The sequence below is a fragment of the Rhodoferax sp. genome, from assembly GCF_023700745.1.
Lineage (GTDB): Bacteria > Pseudomonadota > Gammaproteobacteria > Burkholderiales > Burkholderiaceae_C > Rhodoferax.
In genome coordinates, this window is record NZ_JAMPYG010000010.1 from 95,573 (window position 1) to 109,933 (window position 14,361).

Below are 14,361 nucleotides of genomic sequence, written 5' to 3' on the forward strand. Positions count from 1 at the left end.
TTGGACTCATGGACCGCTGCGACAGACAAGAACATCACGCCAACAGGCCTTCAGAAGAGGCCTCTGGCGCATGCACATAACGCGCCACAAACGCGCCCACGGCGCGCTCGGGCAGGGGCAGCCACACGGTGTGTCCACTGCCCGGCGCCACCGTCACGGCGCTACCGTCAGCGCTTTCCATGCGGCTGATCTGCACATCAAAATTGCCATCCGGGTGGATGATCTCGAGCCAGTCATCCAAAGCAAAGCGGTTCTTGACCCGCACCTCGACCAAGCCGCGCACCGCCTCAAACGACAGAGCATCGCCCACATACAGGCTGCGACCCGATTCAGAATAACCGCGCAGGTAATTTTGCGTGGCTTCGGGTGTGTGGCGCTGGAAAAAACCCGAGGTATAGCCGCGATTGGCGAGGCCTTCGAGCTGCCCGAGCAAGGCTGGGTCCAGTTCGCGCCCGGCCACCGCGTCGTCGATGGCGCGGCGGTAGCTTTGCACCGTGCGCGCCACGTAATACGGGCTCTTGGTGCGGCCCTCGATCTTGAGGGAATCGACGCCAATTTCGACCAGCCGTTTGACATGCTCGATGGCGCGCAGGTCTTTGGAGTTCATCACGTAAGTGCCGTGCTCGTCTTCCTCGATCGGCATGTAACTGCCCTCGCGCTGGCTTTCCTCAAGCATGTAGACCTGATCGGCTTCCGGGGAGCGTTCGACGTCACCCCCGTCAGACAACACGCCGCCGCCGGTTCGTTCGTCGTGTTCACGTTCGCGCGCCATGGCCGCCTGGCGTGTCAGTACATCACCCGACGCATCGACCACGCCCTTTTGCGTCTTGTAGTCCCAGCGGCAGGAATTGGTGCAACTGCCCTGGTTGGCATCGCGGTGGTTGAAGTAGCCCGACAACAGGCAGCGGCCCGAATAGGCAATGCACAACGCGCCGTGCACGAACACTTCAAGCTCGGTGTCAGGGCAGTCCTGGCGGATCTGCGCGACCTGGTCCAGCGACAACTCGCGCGACAAAATCACGCGGCTGATGCCAACGGTTTTCCAGAACCTGACGGCGGCGGAATTCACCGTATTGGCCTGCACCGACAGATGGATTTCCATGTCGGGCCAGGTTTCGCGCACCATCATAATGAGACCAGGGTCCGACATGATCATGGCGTCGGGCTTGAGCGCGATCACCGGCGCCATGTTGTCGATGTAGTGCCTGATCTTGTTGCCGTGCGGGAAAATGTTGGACACCAGAAAAAATTTGGCGCCCTTGGCGTGGGCCGTGTCAATGCCTTGCTTCAACACGGCTATGTCGCCAAAATCGTTGTTGCGCACACGCAGGGAATAACGCGGCTGGCCGGCATAAATGGCCGTGGCGCCAAAGGCCAGCGCCGTTTCCAGCATGGCCAGTGAACCGGCCGGAGCCAGCAGTTCAGGGATCTTCATGACCGGCTCAGGCTTGCGCAGGAATGGGTGCCAGCCCAGGATGCACGTCGCCGCACTGGGCACGTTGGCGCAAGGCATGCTCCATCACCACCAGCGCCAGCATGGCTTCCAGAATCGGGGTCGCACGAATGCCCACGCAGGGGTCGTGGCGGCCTTTGGTAACGACTTCAGTGGGCTGGCCCGCCATGTCGATCGAGGCGCGCGGCGTCAGGATCGAGCTGGTCGGCTTGATGGCCACCGACACTTCCAGGTCCTGCCCACTCGTGATGCCGCCGAGCACGCCACCCGCGTTGTTGCCCATGAAGCCCTGGGGGGTCAGCGAATCACCATGGGTGCTACCGCGCTGCGCCACGCTGGCAAAACCAGCGCCAATTTCCACACCCTTGACGGCGTTGACGCCCATCATGGCGTAGGCAATGTCGGCGTCCATCTTGTCAAACAGCGGTTCACCCAGGCCCACCGGCACGTTCGATGCCGACACGCGCAGGCGCGCACCACAGGAGTCGCCGCCCTTGCGCAACTCGCTCATGTAGGTTTCCAGCTTGGACACGTCGGCCACTGGCGCAAAAAATGGGTTCTGCGACACGTAGTCCCACGACTCAAAAGCTATCGGCAGCTCGCCAATTTGCGTCATGCAGCCGCGAAACACCGTGCCATATTGCTCAAACAGCCATTTCCTGGCCACCGCGCCAGCCGCCACCATGGGCGCCGTCAAGCGGGCGCTGGAGCGGCCACCGCCGCGCGGGTCACGAATGCCGTATTTCTGGAAATAGCTGTAGTCGGCGTGGCCCGGACGAAAGGTTTGAACGATGTTGCCGTAGTCTTTACTGCGCTGGTCGGTGTTTCTGATCAGCAGGCAAATCGGCGTGCCGGTGGTTTTGCCCTCAAATACACCCGACAAAATTTCGACCGTGTCAGGCTCGTTACGCTGGGTGACGTACTTGCTGGTGCCCGGCCGGCGCCGGTCCAGATCGGGCTGAATATCAGCCTCGGACAGCGCGAGCCCTGGCGGGCAGCCGTCAATCACGCAGCCAATGGCCGGACCGTGGGATTCACCAAAGTTGGTGACTGCGAATAAATTTCCAAAGGTATTGCCGCTCATGGGGCGCGATTATCCCAGAGCGGACCGCCCAGTGGGCGAAGCCCTGAAACTAGAGCTTGGGCGCGTCTGCCGGTTCCTGGCCTTCGGGCCAGTCATGGATGTAGGCCTTGAGCATCTTGTTCTCAAAGTTCTGGCTGTCCACCACGGCACGGGCCACGTCGTGAAAGCTGATCACGCCCATCAGCACTTTTTTGTTCATGACCGGCATGTAACGCGCATGGCGCTCCAGCATCATGCGTCGCACCTCGTCCATGTCGGTCTCGGTGGTGCAGGTCAGCGGCGAATCGTCCATGGCCGTGCGCACAACGGTGCTGCTGATGCTGCCACCAGTTTTGACCAGTACCTTGGTGAGCTCGCGAACCGTGAGCATGCCCACCAATTCACCCTGCTCCATGACGACCAGTGAACCAATATCGCGGTCATCCATCAACTTGAGTGCGTTTATCAGAAGCTCGTCGGGTGAGACTGTAAACAGCGTGCCGCCTTTGATGCGCAAAATATCACTGACTTTCATGGTGCTCCTCGTGATGAACAGGTCACAGATGACCGAATAAGTAATCCGAAATATAGCCCACAATCAGGGCGTCTTGGTCAGTGATTTCCATCAGCTTGCGGCTAATTGTTTAAAAATATTGATCCCAAGCAGTTTGATTACCTCGAAAGGCAACCATGCCCGGCTATTCCGACCCAGGTTTTGACACCCTCGCCCTGCACGCAGGCGCGGCACCTGACCCCGCCACCGGCGCCCGCGCGCTGCCGATTTACCTCACCACCTCGTTTGTCTTCGAGTCCAGCGACCACGCCCAGTCGCTGTTCAACCTGGAGCGCGCCGGCCATGTCTACAGCCGCATCAGCAACCCCACCAACGCCGTGCTGGAGCAGCGCATCAGCGCGCTCGAAGGCGGCATAGGCGCGATTGCGGTGGCCAGCGGCCAGGCCGCGCTGCACCTGAGCATTGCCACGCTGATGGGCGCCGGCAGCCACATCGTGGCCAGCACGGCGCTCTATGGCGGCAGCCAGAACCTGCTGCACTACACGCTGCGCCGCTTTGGCATCGAAACCACCTTTGTCAAGCCCGGCGACATCGACGGCTGGCGTGCTGCGGTGCGGCCCAACACCCGGCTCTTTTTTGGCGAAACCGTGGGCAACCCCGGCCTCGACGTGCTCGACATTCCCACGGTAAGCAGCATCGCCCATGAAGCCGGCGTGCCGCTGCTGGTGGACTCGACCCTGACCACACCCTGGCTGATGAAGCCGTTTGAACACGGCGCCGATCTGGTCTACCACTCGGCCACCAAGTTCCTCAGCGGCCACGGTACGGTGATTGGCGGGCTGGTGGTGGATGGCGGCAGTTTTGACTGGGAGGCATCAAGCCGGTTCCCGGAGCTGTGCCAGCCCTACGACGGGTTTCACAACATGGTGTTCTCCGAAGAATCCACCGTTGGTGCATTTTTGCTGCGCGCTCGCCGTGAAGGCCTGCGCGACTTTGGCGCCTGCCTGTCATCGCACTCGGCCTGGCTCATTTTGCAGGGCATGGAAACCCTGCCGCTGCGTATGGCGCGGCATATGGGCAACACGCAGAAAGTGGTCGAATTCCTGGCCAGCCAAGCCTTTGTGGCGCGTGTCGGTCACCCCATGCTGGACAGCCACCCCAGCCACGCGCTTGCCGCAAAGTTGCTGCCGCGCGGCGCGGGCTCGGTGTTCAGTTTTGATTTGAAGGGCAGCAGGAACCAGGGCAAGGCCTTTGTCGAGGGGCTCAAGCTGTTCAGCCACCTGGCCAACGTGGGCGACTGCCGCAGCCTGGTCATTCACCCGGCCAGCACCACACACTTCCGCATGGATGATGCGGCCCTGGCCGCGGCCGGCATCACGCAGGGGACGATCCGCCTGAGCATCGGGCTGGAAGACCCCGATGATCTGATCGACGACCTGAAACGGGCCCTCAAAGCCGCGGAGAAAGCAGCATGATCCTTACCGTCAACGGCCACCCCAGCTACTGCTACACCGGCGGCAAAGCCTTTGATGCCACCCAACCGACCGCCATCTTCATCCACGGCGTGCTCAATGACCACAGCGTCTGGATTCTGCAGACACGCTACCTGGCGCACCATGGCTGGAACGTGCTGGCGGTGGACCTGCCCGGCCACTGCCGCAGCGGCGGCGAGCCACCGGCCAGCGTTGAAGACGCGGCCGACTTTGTGCTGGCCCTGATGGACGCAACGGGTCTGGAAAAAGCCGCGCTCATCGGCCACAGCCTGGGCTCGTTGATTGCACTGGAAGCTGCCGCCAGAGCGCCCAGTCGCGTAAGCCAACTGGTGCTTGTCGGCATTGCCTTCCCGATGCGCGTATCCCCTGCCCTGCTGGAGACTTCAGTCAGCGCGCCGATGAAGGCATTGGAAATGGTCAATGTGTTTTCCCGCGCCACGCTGGCCCCACCACCCTCCGCCCTCGGACCGGGCACCTGGGTTTATGGCGCGTCGATGGCGCTGGGGCGCCGGGTCATGGCCAGCAACACAACAGTGAATGTTTTTTATACCGGCTTCAAGGCCTGTGACAGCTACCAGAACGGTCTGGAGGCCATGGCCCAAGTGACCTGCCCGGTGCTGTTTGTACTGGGCAAAATGGACCAGATGACGCCACCCAAGGCCGCCCAGGAACTGGTCAAACTCGCCAAAGATGGCCGGGTGGTCTATTTGCCTGGCGGGCACCAGCAGATGAATGAAACGCCTGAGGAGATGCTGGCGGCATTGAACGGGTTTTTGACGGTTAAAAAGCGGGAAGAGTGACTGAATCAATGTCTCGTAAAGTCTGATTGCGTTTAGTCGATGCGATATTTCGTGCGGTCACTTCCGACCCAAAGCGGACGACGCTCAGCCGCATCCAAAGGTTCTTCTCCATTCGCTGGGACTGACTTGGTTTCTGCGTTTGAAGTGCTGACGCAGTGAGGTAGGGGTTTGAAACCCGACCAAGTCAGAGATGGTCTCCACAGGCAAAGAGGTGCTCTCCAGTAACTCTCGTGTGCGTTGCAGGCGTTCGTTGATTAACCAGTCTTTAAATGACATGCCGGTAGCCTTGCTAAAGTGGCGCGTGAACGTGCGCCGGCTCATAGCGGCGCGTTGTGCCAGCGCATCGACGGAGTGGGTCTGGTTCAGATGCTCCCGCAAATAGTCCAGCAACGGATTGATCCTGGCGTCTTGCGTTGATGGGGCAACAGGTTGCTCAATAAACTGCGCTTGCCCACCTTCTCGGTGAGGCGGTACAACCATCATCCGGGCGACTTTGTTCGCCGTTTTTTGGCCGTAAAACTTGCGCACGATGTAGAGACAGCAGTCCAAGCTGGCCCCTGTACCGGCAGATGTGATCAGGCCGTCATCATCTACATACAGCGCATTCATATCTAACTGCACTTGCGGAAAGCGAAGCTTGAAATCTTGCTCCGCCATCCAGTGTGTGGAAGCGCGTTTGCCATCAAGCAAGCCTGCATAGGCCAGTGCATACGCGCCGTAGCACAGACCCACTATATGGGCTCCTCGCTGGCGTGCCTGGAGCAAGGCGGCTATCAACTTTGGCTCAGGACTTTCGTCCAGATCATGCCAACCGGGAATCACGACGATGTTCGCCTGGGCAAGCAACTCCAGCCCGCCATCGGGTTGAACAAGCAATGCGCGCTCGGCAGGCAGTGCTGTGCCTCCCGGCGTGACGATCTTCAGGTCGAACAGAGCATGCTCGGGCACATGGGAGCTGAAAATCAAGTACGGCACGCCAAAGTGAAACGGGCTGAAATGCGGGTAGGTAACGAGGGCTACGAGGGGAAGTGGCTTTGACATGGCGTTAAAAAGCGAAGTGGCCCGAATCTTTCGAAGATTGACTTAAAGGTCAATTCTACAAAGAAGCTTGAGGTACCACAATAGAGGCTTCTTCAAATTCAATTCTGGTGGTTATGTATGTACTCGCTGAAAACCTTTGCTCCCTTGATGGTGTCGCTGTCGCTTGGAACCTTTGCGGCTACCGCTTGGTCATCCCCTGAAACTGCCACCGACACCTCAGTCGAGGTGCAGCTGATCCGTAACGCAACGGTCAAGATCGACTTTTCTGGTACGACCTTTTTGGTAGATCCTATGTTGTCGGCTAAAGGGGAATGGCCAGGCTTCCCGGATACTTACCGCAGTGAACTGAGAAACCCTTTGGTAGACCTGCCTTTTTCAGCTAAAGATGTGCTCGACAGCGTGGAAGCGGTGGTCGTGACCCACACCCATACGGACCACTGGGATGAGGCCGCGCAAAAAACGATTCCCAAGAGTCTGCCTGTATTCACGCAGAACGAAGCTGATGCAAAGATGATTCGTAGTCAAGGCTTCAAAGATGTACGCGTACTCGAAGGCTCCACTACATTTATGGGCGTCAAGCTGAGCAAGACCGGCGGTCAGCATGGCACTGATTTGTGGTTTGCGGACCCCGTGCGTTCTAAGGCGATGGGCCCAGTCATGGGCGTCGTGTTTTCTGCTCCTAAGGCCAAAACGGTCTACGTGGCCGGCGACACTGTGTGGCGTCCAGAAGTGGATCAGGCGCTGGAGCAGCACAAGCCAGACGTGGTGATTCTTAACACTGGGAGCGCGCTCATGAGTGGTTTTGAGCAGCATCCCATCATCATGGGCAAGCAGGACACACTACAAGCTACAAAGGCCGCACCCAATGCGGCAATCGTGGCCGTGCATATGGATTCTGTGAACCACATGTCACTTAGCCGGAAAGAGCTGAGTGAATTTGTGAAAGACCAAAAAATTGAGAAAAGTGTGATGATACCTGCGGATGGTGAGAGCATGAAGTTCTGATGAAATAAAGCCGCCTAAAAGTTTAGGCGGTCTCTCTAACACTAGAAAAGGAAACCCAATGAAAAAGGCACTAATCGTTATCGATATTCAGAATGATTACTTTCCTGGCGGCGCATTCACACTGGAAAATGCCAACGAAGCTTGCAAAGGGGCCGTTGAGGCCATTGAACAAGCGAAGCGCGATGGATGGCTGGTTGTTGGGGTGCAGCATGTCAATTCTGCCGATGCCCCGGCTTTCAAGCCCGACACCGAAGGCGTGAAAATCCACAATACCATTGCTGCCGCATTGGGTGACGCGCCCATCGTTGTAAAAAGTGAAGCCGACAGTTTCTTCAAAACAAATTTGGTGCAAATCGTGCGCGACGCTAGCATCACCGACCTTTATCTCACCGGCATGATGACTCAGCACTGTGTAACCCATACCGCACTGTCTCCACAAGCGAGCGACATGAAAGTCCATATCATCGCCAAAGGCTGTGCCGCACCCGCCAAAGCCTTGAGTGACTTGGCCCTGCAAGGTCTGAGCGCTCGATGCGACGTTGTATAGAACCATCACTGCGCGCTATTAAGTTCGAGCAAGCCCTGCGCAACGGCCCCAGTGCACGCAGGGCAATCTTCCAAAAAACAGCCTAGAAAGTCGAAGGCAAATTGGCGCAAATAGATATATTTGGTATATGTCTGGACATGAAAAAAATGACTTTATCGTCCCAACATTTCAAGGCTGCTTTCATTCTTCGACGGCATCACCACTTCCCACCGGTTATTGTTATCTCTCGGGTTCGGCATTGATTTTAAAAGTGACAAGGCACGATGAACCCAAAAGTCCGTTTTTGGCGATACTGGAGGTCACGCAGGAAGGTCCGATTATGGCCGATGGCCGACCTTCAATTTACTCAGAGTCGGGAAAGCAGTTTCAAGCCATCCGGGCGCAACTCCCCCTTGGGTGACACATGCCGGTACAGCGTCTGCCGGGTAATGTTCATCTCAGCACACAGATCACCCACCTTGGTTTCGGGCTGGCCCATCAACTGCCAGACGAAGGCCAAACCCGATTAGCAGAGCGGCGAATGTCCAACGCTGGATGACTTGAATAGTTGGATTGTGCTCCATCCAATAGCCCAGGGCTGCGCCTGTCAACGCATAACAAACATCAAAAAGAAAGCCGAGCGCCACGAGCACAATGCCCAGCAGCAAGAATTGTCCCGCCACGTTACCAGCGTCTGCATGAACGAACTGGGGCAGCAATACCGAACAGAATAGCAGTGCCTTAGGATTAATGACATTGGTCAATATGCCTCGCAACACTGCTGTGCGATGCGTCGATGCCAAGGTCGCTGAGGGTGAGGGCGAGAGTTTAGGAACCAGCGAAGACGTGCGTACAATCTTGATGCCTAGCCATATCAGATAGGCAGCACCAATGATGCGCATCGCCTCAAAGGCCCAAGGTACTGTTTTTAGAAGCGTGGCTAGGCCTACTGCGGCGAGCGTTACGTGCATTGCGCGTGCAATGCACAGACCCATCGCGGTCAATAAGGCCGTTTTGCGGCCCTGCGAGCTGGAAGTCTGCAGGACCAGCAACATGTCAGGGCCAGGTACCAAGTAAACCGCGACCAGTGCGCCAATGAACAATCCCAATTCCGCCATGATTTTCGCTTCCAAATGTGTTTCCATGGCTATAAAGTTTATCCAATAATGTATCCGATTGGATTGCGAAATATTATAAAAATTAGTACATTATTGGCATATTTATCTATTTTCATATTGTTTTATTGAAATTTATGCCAATCCTTAAGCTTGATTCGATTGACCACCGAATTCTGACTGCTCTCCAGCGTGACGCCCGACTCACCAATGTGCAACTTGCCGAGGAAGTCAGCTTGTCGCCATCGCCTTGCTTGCGTCGTGTACGCCTGCTTGAAGAAGCGGGGTTCATTCGTGGTTACCATGCTTCGCTGGATAGAGCGGGAGTTGGGCTAGGGTTAACGGTGTTCGTAGGAGTCAAGGTCGAGCGGCATCAAGATGAGACCTCTACTGCTTTTCGCAATGCCGTAGTTCTATTGCCAGAGGTCATCTCCGCTCACCTAGTATCGGGTGAATCCGATTTTCTGCTGCAGGTCGTCGTACCGGATTTACCTGCTTACGAGAAATTTCTGTTAGGTGCACTGCTCAAACTGCCGGGTGTCAGCGATATCCGCAGCAACTTTGCGATTGCCACTGTCAAGGCACAGACCCCATTGCCACTCACGCAGTTGGCTTAATGTCGATGAGTCAGACCAAGCCGCTCACGCATACGACGTTGTGAAAGCTTGTCATACCTACTTCCGCCTCGCTGCGGTGACGGAGAATGGTGCCTTGGGATTAAGTACGGCTGCTTCTGGCCCGAAACGGCCGTTTGAGCTTTTCCGATGAGCGACCGCCTCAGCTAAAAAGAGTCAGGCAGTTGCAGTACCGATTCAACTGCATTTTTTATTTATAAAACGCCTCCACCCTGCCCTTGAGCTTGATCAGCAGCGGGTTGCCCTTGCGGTCGCGGGTTTTACCGGCGGGCACTTTGACCCAGCCTTCGCTGACGCAGTATTCCTCGACGTTGAAGAGCTCCTTGTCGTTGAGCCGGATGCCGATGTCGTGTTCAAACACAGCCGCAACATGGTGCGGGCTGCGCGCGTCGGTCGACAGGTGGTCGGGGAGTTCGGGCTTTTGTGGGGTGTCGGTCATGAGGTTTTTCGTGTGAATACAGATAAAAGTGGTCTATTTTCCAACATTCGGCCGCAGCAATTTGCAGACCCGTCAAAGCGCTTGGCGCAGCGTCAACTCCTGCCAGCGTCCGTTTTCCCACAAATGCAGGGTGCTGGGCTCGTAGGGCAAGAGCAGCGTGTGCAACAAGGCCCGCAAAGGCGTGGTGTCGGGGTCGGCCAGCAACACGTAACGCGCTTCGCCGTCGGCACGCTCTTCCTGCAACTGGCCGACCCAGTCCAGCGCCACCAGCGTCTCCATGACAGGCTCCAGCTGCAGGGCATCCACCCGGAGCGCCTGCGTCAACGCGGCCATGGTCAAGCCTCTATCAGAGCGAATGCGCAGCGGCGCCAACTGCTGCAACACCTCAATGGCCAGCAAAAACTGCCAGCCCTGGGGGGAGGCGCGGCGCTGAACACCACTGAGCAGGCTCGGCAAATAGGCGGCAATCACGGCGCCCAACAGCACAATCACCCAGCCCACATAAATCCAGATCAGCATGATGGGCAGCGTGGCAAAAGCGCCGTACAACACCGAATACGTCGGCACCTTGCCCAAATAGATCACAAGCAGTTTTTTGGCTATCTCAAAACCGACCGAAACGAACAGCCCCCCGACCCAGGCATGGGCCCAGCGCACCCGCGTGTTGGGCACATAACGGTAGAGCGCAGCCATACCCCAAGCCAGCAGCACAAATTGCAGGATTTCCAGCAACAACTCGACACCGCCCGGCAAGCCGCCCACCAGTCCTTTGGAGGCAGACAGTGCGTAAGACGTCACACTCAGGCTAAGTGCCAGCAATATGGGGCCAAGCGTCATCACCGCCCAGTACACCAGCACCCGTTGCCCCAGGGGGCGCGGTTTGCGCACGCGCCAGACGGCGTTCAAGGTGCGGTCGATCGTCAAAATCAAGGCCTGTGCAGTGATCAACAATACAGCAAAACCAACACCGCCGAGCTTGCTCGCCTTGCCGGCAAACTGCGTCAGGTAGCCCAGCACCTGGCGCGCAATATTGTCCGGAATCAGGCTCTGGATCAGCCACTGCTGCAGCACCCCCTGAAACTTGGCAAACATCGGGAACGCGGTGAACACCGCCAGCAGCACGGTGACCAGCGGCACCAGCGCAATGGTGGTGGTGAAGGTCAGGCTGCTGGCGGTGAGCCCCAGACGGTCTTCACGGAAGCGCTCACGCAGGGTATGGGCGGTATTTTTCCAGGGAAAATGGGACAGATCATTCAAAAAGACATCCAGCCTCCGGGACCAGGGCATACGTACTGTGGGTAATGAGCTCATGGCCGCTATGATGCCACCGTCATGAACACTTTTCGCACCTCTTCCCCTACCCCGGCCACAACAAGCGTGGCTTTGACCCGAATTCTGGCGGTTGGCAGCCTGCTGGGCCTGATTGTGCTGGGCCTGGCCTGGGAGCTGCTGCTGGCGCCACTGCGCCCGGGCGGCTCCTGGCTGGCGCTCAAGGTGTTGCCGCTGTGCCTGCCGCTGGCGGGCTTGCTGAAAAACCGCATGTACACCTACCGCTGGGTGAGTTTGCTGGTGTGGTTGTACTTTACCGAAGGCGCGGTGCGCGCCTACAGCGACGCCGCACCTGGCAACTATCTGGCCATGGTGGAAGTTGTCCTGTGCCTGACCTTGTTTACCGCCTGCGCGCTGCATGTGCGGCTGCGACTCAAGAACGCCGCCAAGGCAGTTGATCCGGCCATTGAACCCACAACGCCTCCTGCGACCAGCCATGCAAAACCTGCTCACTGAACTCAATGCCATCGTCGGCAGCGCCCATGTATTGACCGAAGGCGACCTGAGCGCCTGGACCCAGGACTGGCGCAAGCGCAGCCACGGCAAGGCGCTGGCCGTGGTGCGCCCGGCCAGCACGCATGAGGTCGCGCAAGTGGTCAAAGCCTGCGCCAACTACCTGATGCAGCACCCTGACAGCGGTTTGAGCATCGTGCCGCAAGGCGGCAACACCGGCCTGGTGGTGGGTTCGACACCCGACGAGACGGGCCAGCAAATCGTGCTCAGCCTGCAGCGCATGAACGCGGTGCGCAACATTGATGCGGCCAACCTGACGATGACGGTGGAGGCCGGCTGCATCTTGCAAACCGTGCAGGAAAGCGCCGAATCAAAAGGCTTTTTGTTCCCGCTGAGTCTGGCGGCCGAGGGCTCGTGCACCATTGGCGGCAATCTGGGCACCAATGCCGGCGGCACGCAGGTGCTGCGTTTTGGCAATGCGCGTGACCTTTGCCTGGGGCTGGAAGTGGTGACGCCGCAAGGTGGTGTCTGGCAGGGTTTGAGCGGTCTGCGCAAGGACAACACCGGTTACGACCTGAAAAACCTCTACATTGGTGCAGAAGGCACACTGGGCATCATCACCGCGGCCACACTCAAGCTGTATCCACAGCCCAAGGCGCAACTCACCGCATGGGCCGCCGTGCCCTCCATGGAGGCGGCAGTGCAACTGCTCGGTTTGGCGCACCAACACCTGGGGGCTAGCCTGACAGGTTTCGAGATGATGGGCCAGTTTGCCCTGAGACTGGTGGCCAGCCACTTTGAGACATTGCGCGTACCGCTGTACCAAGACACGCCCTTTTGCGTGCTGTTGGAAAGCGCCGATGCCGAGTCAGAGCCCCATGCCAGAAGCCAGCTGGAAAGCCTGTTGGAAGCAGCGCTGGAAGATGGCTGCGTAACCGACGCCGTGGTGGCAGAGAACCTGACGCAGGCGCAATCCCTGTGGCAGATTCGCGAGAGTATTCCGCTGGCACAAGCACTGGAGGGGCTCAACATCAAGCACGATATTTCGGTGCCGGTGTCCGCTTTCGCCGCGTTTGTGAGCAGCACCGATTCCCTGCTGGCACAAGCCATTCCTGGCGTGCGCCTGGTCAACTTCGGCCATTTGGGCGACGGCAACCTGCACTACAACGTGCAGGCACCTGTCGGCATGGATGCTGCGATCTTTTTGCAGGAGCAGGAAGCGCGCGTGAACCAGATCGTGTTTGACGCGGTGCTGGCGCATGGCGGCTCCATTTCTGCCGAACATGGCGTGGGCAGCCTCAAGGTGGACCACCTCACCCACTACAAATCGCCGGTGGCCTTGCAAACCATGCGCGCCATCAAGCAAGCGCTGGACCCGCACAAGCTGATGAACCCGGGGCGGGTGGTGCGCCTCAGCGCCTAGCCCGGTCGGGCCGCTTGCACGCTTAATTCCTGCGTTCGCGCGCCAGTGTCATGGCGGTGTCTTCGATCATGTCTTCCTGGCCGCCGACCATGCCGCGCCGTCCCATCTCGACCAGAATGTCGCGTGCCGCTACGCCGTACTTCTTCTCGGCCCGCTTGGCAAACAGCAGGAAAGAGCCATAAACCCCGGCATAACCCAGTGTGAGCGCGTCACGGTCAATGCGAATCGGGAAATCCATGATCGGCACCACCAGGTCTTCGGCCACGTCCTGGATCTTGTACACATCCACCCCGGTGTTGACTTTCATCAGGTCCAGCACCGACACCAGCACCTCCATCGGTGTGTTGCCGGCCCCCGCACCCAGACCGGCGGCGGCAGCGTCAATGCGGGTGGCACCCACTTCAATCGCAGCAATCGAGTTGGCCACGCCCATGGCCAGGTTGTGGTGGCCGTGAAAGCCCAGCTCGGTCTCGGGCTTCAAGGCCGCACGCACCGCGCTGAGTTTGGTTTTCACATCACCGGGCAGCATGTGGCCGGCCGAGTCAGTCACATAGATGCAGTTGGCGCCATAGCCTTCCATCAGCTTGGCCTGGCTCACCAGCTTCTCGGCGCTGGCCATGTGCGCCATCATCAGGAAACCGACGGTGTCCAACCCCAAAGCGCGGGCCTTGGTGATGTGCTGCTCGGACACATCGGCCTCGGTGCAGTGGGTGGCCACACGGATGGTGGCCACCCCCAGGTCTTTGGCCATCAGCAGGTGGTCCACGGTGCCGATGCCCGGGATCAGCAGGGCCGAGACCTTGGCTTGTTTCATCAGCGGGATGACGGTGCTCAGGTATTCTTCGTCGGTGTGCGCCGGAAAGCCGTAGTTGACCGAGGAGCCGCCCAGGCCGTCGCCGTGGGTGACTTCGATCAGCGGGATGCCGGCGTCATCCAGACCGCAGGCGATGTTTTTCATCTGCTCCAGCGTCATGAGGTGGCGCTTGGGGTGCATGCCGTCACGCAGGGTCATGTCGTGCAGGGTGATGGTTTGGGTGTGGGGTGTCATGGTGTTCTCCTTGGGGTTCAGGCC

The 14,361-nt window shown here is 58.6% G+C and carries 15 protein-coding genes; 7 read left to right on the plus strand and 8 right to left on the minus strand.

The window, feature by feature from the left end:
* Positions 1 to 34 precede the first annotated feature (34 nt).
* Genes yegQ through NDJ10_RS09805 form a run of 3 tightly spaced genes read right to left on the minus strand, consistent with a single transcriptional unit; the run spans position 35 to position 3,051 of the window.
* Positions 35 to 1,435 (minus strand): tRNA 5-hydroxyuridine modification protein YegQ, encoded by a 1,401-nt coding sequence (yegQ, locus tag NDJ10_RS09795; RefSeq protein WP_296161672.1) that lies wholly within the window; start codon positions 1,433 to 1,435, stop codon positions 35 to 37.
* A gap of 7 nt (positions 1,436 to 1,442) precedes the next feature.
* A complete protein-coding gene (gene aroC / locus NDJ10_RS09800) occupies positions 1,443 to 2,537 on the minus strand; it encodes a chorismate synthase (protein ID WP_296161636.1) in 1,095 nt (364 codons plus the stop codon).
* Between the two features lie 49 nt (positions 2,538 to 2,586).
* Complete coding sequence (locus NDJ10_RS09805; protein WP_296161638.1) at positions 2,587 to 3,051, minus strand: CBS domain-containing protein; 465 nt, start codon at positions 3,049 to 3,051, stop codon at positions 2,587 to 2,589.
* Between the two features lie 155 nt (positions 3,052 to 3,206).
* Here NDJ10_RS09805 and NDJ10_RS09810 point away from each other — a divergent pair, with 155 nt between their 5' ends.
* Both NDJ10_RS09810 and NDJ10_RS09815 read left to right on the plus strand, forming a co-directional pair.
* Positions 3,207 to 4,505, plus strand: a complete 1,299-nt coding sequence (locus NDJ10_RS09810; protein ID WP_296161640.1) for an O-acetylhomoserine aminocarboxypropyltransferase — start codon at positions 3,207 to 3,209, stop codon at positions 4,503 to 4,505.
* Positions 4,502 to 5,323, plus strand: coding sequence for an alpha/beta hydrolase (locus tag NDJ10_RS09815; RefSeq protein WP_296161642.1), 822 nt, complete (start codon positions 4,502 to 4,504; stop codon positions 5,321 to 5,323). The genes NDJ10_RS09810 and NDJ10_RS09815 overlap by 4 nt, the downstream gene beginning before the upstream one ends.
* Positions 5,324 to 5,407: 84 nt before the next feature.
* Here the strand turns inward: NDJ10_RS09815 and NDJ10_RS09820 are convergent, their stop codons facing one another.
* Entirely contained in the window at positions 5,408 to 6,364 is a 957-nt protein-coding gene (locus NDJ10_RS09820) for a helix-turn-helix domain-containing protein (protein WP_296161644.1), read from the minus strand.
* A gap of 117 nt (positions 6,365 to 6,481) precedes the next feature.
* On the opposite strand from NDJ10_RS09820, the gene NDJ10_RS09825 reads away from it, so the two are divergent.
* The gene (locus NDJ10_RS09825) at positions 6,482 to 7,369 is read left to right on the plus strand and encodes an MBL fold metallo-hydrolase (RefSeq protein WP_296161646.1); all 888 of its coding nucleotides are present in this window, start codon (positions 6,482 to 6,484) and stop codon (positions 7,367 to 7,369) included.
* 58 nt (positions 7,370 to 7,427) lie between these two features.
* Positions 7,428 to 7,916: an isochorismatase family protein gene (locus NDJ10_RS09830; RefSeq protein ID WP_296161648.1), complete on the plus strand. Its 489-nt coding sequence runs from the start codon at positions 7,428 to 7,430 to the stop codon at positions 7,914 to 7,916.
* A gap of 449 nt (positions 7,917 to 8,365) precedes the next feature.
* Here the strand turns inward: NDJ10_RS09830 and NDJ10_RS09835 are convergent, their stop codons facing one another.
* Complete coding sequence (locus NDJ10_RS09835; protein ID WP_296161650.1) at positions 8,366 to 9,040, minus strand: LysE family translocator; 675 nt, start codon at positions 9,038 to 9,040, stop codon at positions 8,366 to 8,368.
* A gap of 107 nt (positions 9,041 to 9,147) precedes the next feature.
* Between NDJ10_RS09835 and NDJ10_RS09840 the strand changes: the two genes are divergently transcribed.
* Positions 9,148 to 9,627: an Lrp/AsnC family transcriptional regulator gene (locus NDJ10_RS09840; protein ID WP_296161652.1), complete on the plus strand. Its 480-nt coding sequence runs from the start codon at positions 9,148 to 9,150 to the stop codon at positions 9,625 to 9,627.
* A gap of 208 nt (positions 9,628 to 9,835) precedes the next feature.
* Here the strand turns inward: NDJ10_RS09840 and NDJ10_RS09845 are convergent, their stop codons facing one another.
* On the minus strand, positions 9,836 to 10,084 hold the full coding sequence (locus NDJ10_RS09845) for a DUF3297 family protein (protein ID WP_296161655.1): 249 nt from the start codon (positions 10,082 to 10,084) through the stop codon (positions 9,836 to 9,838).
* Between the two features lie 72 nt (positions 10,085 to 10,156).
* Positions 10,157 to 11,395: a YihY family inner membrane protein gene (locus tag NDJ10_RS09850; protein ID WP_296161657.1), complete on the minus strand. Its 1,239-nt coding sequence runs from the start codon at positions 11,393 to 11,395 to the stop codon at positions 10,157 to 10,159.
* Positions 11,396 to 11,416: 21 nt separating this feature from the next.
* Here NDJ10_RS09850 and NDJ10_RS09855 point away from each other — a divergent pair, with 21 nt between their 5' ends.
* Together NDJ10_RS09855 and NDJ10_RS09860 are read left to right on the plus strand one after the other, a co-directional pair.
* The gene (locus NDJ10_RS09855) at positions 11,417 to 11,869 is read left to right on the plus strand and encodes a DUF2069 domain-containing protein (protein ID WP_296161659.1); all 453 of its coding nucleotides are present in this window, start codon (positions 11,417 to 11,419) and stop codon (positions 11,867 to 11,869) included.
* Complete coding sequence (locus tag NDJ10_RS09860) at positions 11,850 to 13,289, plus strand: FAD-binding oxidoreductase (RefSeq protein ID WP_296161661.1); 1,440 nt, start codon at positions 11,850 to 11,852, stop codon at positions 13,287 to 13,289. The genes NDJ10_RS09855 and NDJ10_RS09860 overlap by 20 nt, the downstream gene beginning before the upstream one ends.
* Positions 13,290 to 13,311: 22 nt before the next feature.
* Here NDJ10_RS09860 and dmpG read toward each other — a convergent pair whose 3' ends face one another.
* Positions 13,312 to 14,337 carry a 4-hydroxy-2-oxovalerate aldolase gene (gene dmpG / locus NDJ10_RS09865; RefSeq protein ID WP_296161663.1) on the minus strand — a complete coding sequence of 342 codons (1,026 nt, stop codon included), beginning with the start codon at positions 14,335 to 14,337 and terminating at the stop codon, positions 13,312 to 13,314.
* Positions 14,338 to 14,361 lie beyond the last annotated feature (24 nt).

What these genes read in the sequence shown, in the direction of transcription:
- yegQ (WP_296161672.1), bottom strand. Translation starts at nt 1,435, where the DNA reads ATGAAGATCCCTGAACTGCTGGCTCCGGCCGGTTCACTGGCCATGCTG.
- aroC (WP_296161636.1), bottom strand. Translation starts at nt 2,537, where the DNA reads ATGAGCGGCAATACCTTTGGAAATTTATTCGCAGTCACCAACTTTGGT.
- NDJ10_RS09805 (WP_296161638.1), bottom strand. Translation starts at nt 3,051, where the DNA reads ATGAAAGTCAGTGATATTTTGCGCATCAAAGGCGGCACGCTGTTTACA.
- NDJ10_RS09810 (WP_296161640.1), top strand. Translation starts at nt 3,207, where the DNA reads ATGCCCGGCTATTCCGACCCAGGTTTTGACACCCTCGCCCTGCACGCA.
- NDJ10_RS09815 (WP_296161642.1), top strand. Translation starts at nt 4,502, where the DNA reads ATGATCCTTACCGTCAACGGCCACCCCAGCTACTGCTACACCGGCGGC.
- NDJ10_RS09820 (WP_296161644.1), bottom strand. Translation starts at nt 6,364, where the DNA reads ATGTCAAAGCCACTTCCCCTCGTAGCCCTCGTTACCTACCCGCATTTC.
- NDJ10_RS09825 (WP_296161646.1), top strand. Translation starts at nt 6,482, where the DNA reads ATGTACTCGCTGAAAACCTTTGCTCCCTTGATGGTGTCGCTGTCGCTT.
- NDJ10_RS09830 (WP_296161648.1), top strand. Translation starts at nt 7,428, where the DNA reads ATGAAAAAGGCACTAATCGTTATCGATATTCAGAATGATTACTTTCCT.
- NDJ10_RS09835 (WP_296161650.1), bottom strand. Translation starts at nt 9,040, where the DNA reads ATGGAAACACATTTGGAAGCGAAAATCATGGCGGAATTGGGATTGTTC.
- NDJ10_RS09840 (WP_296161652.1), top strand. Translation starts at nt 9,148, where the DNA reads ATGCCAATCCTTAAGCTTGATTCGATTGACCACCGAATTCTGACTGCT.
- NDJ10_RS09845 (WP_296161655.1), bottom strand. Translation starts at nt 10,084, where the DNA reads ATGACCGACACCCCACAAAAGCCCGAACTCCCCGACCACCTGTCGACC.
- NDJ10_RS09850 (WP_296161657.1), bottom strand. Translation starts at nt 11,395, where the DNA reads ATGAGCTCATTACCCACAGTACGTATGCCCTGGTCCCGGAGGCTGGAT.
- NDJ10_RS09855 (WP_296161659.1), top strand. Translation starts at nt 11,417, where the DNA reads ATGAACACTTTTCGCACCTCTTCCCCTACCCCGGCCACAACAAGCGTG.
- NDJ10_RS09860 (WP_296161661.1), top strand. Translation starts at nt 11,850, where the DNA reads ATGCAAAACCTGCTCACTGAACTCAATGCCATCGTCGGCAGCGCCCAT.
- dmpG (WP_296161663.1), bottom strand. Translation starts at nt 14,337, where the DNA reads ATGACACCCCACACCCAAACCATCACCCTGCACGACATGACCCTGCGT.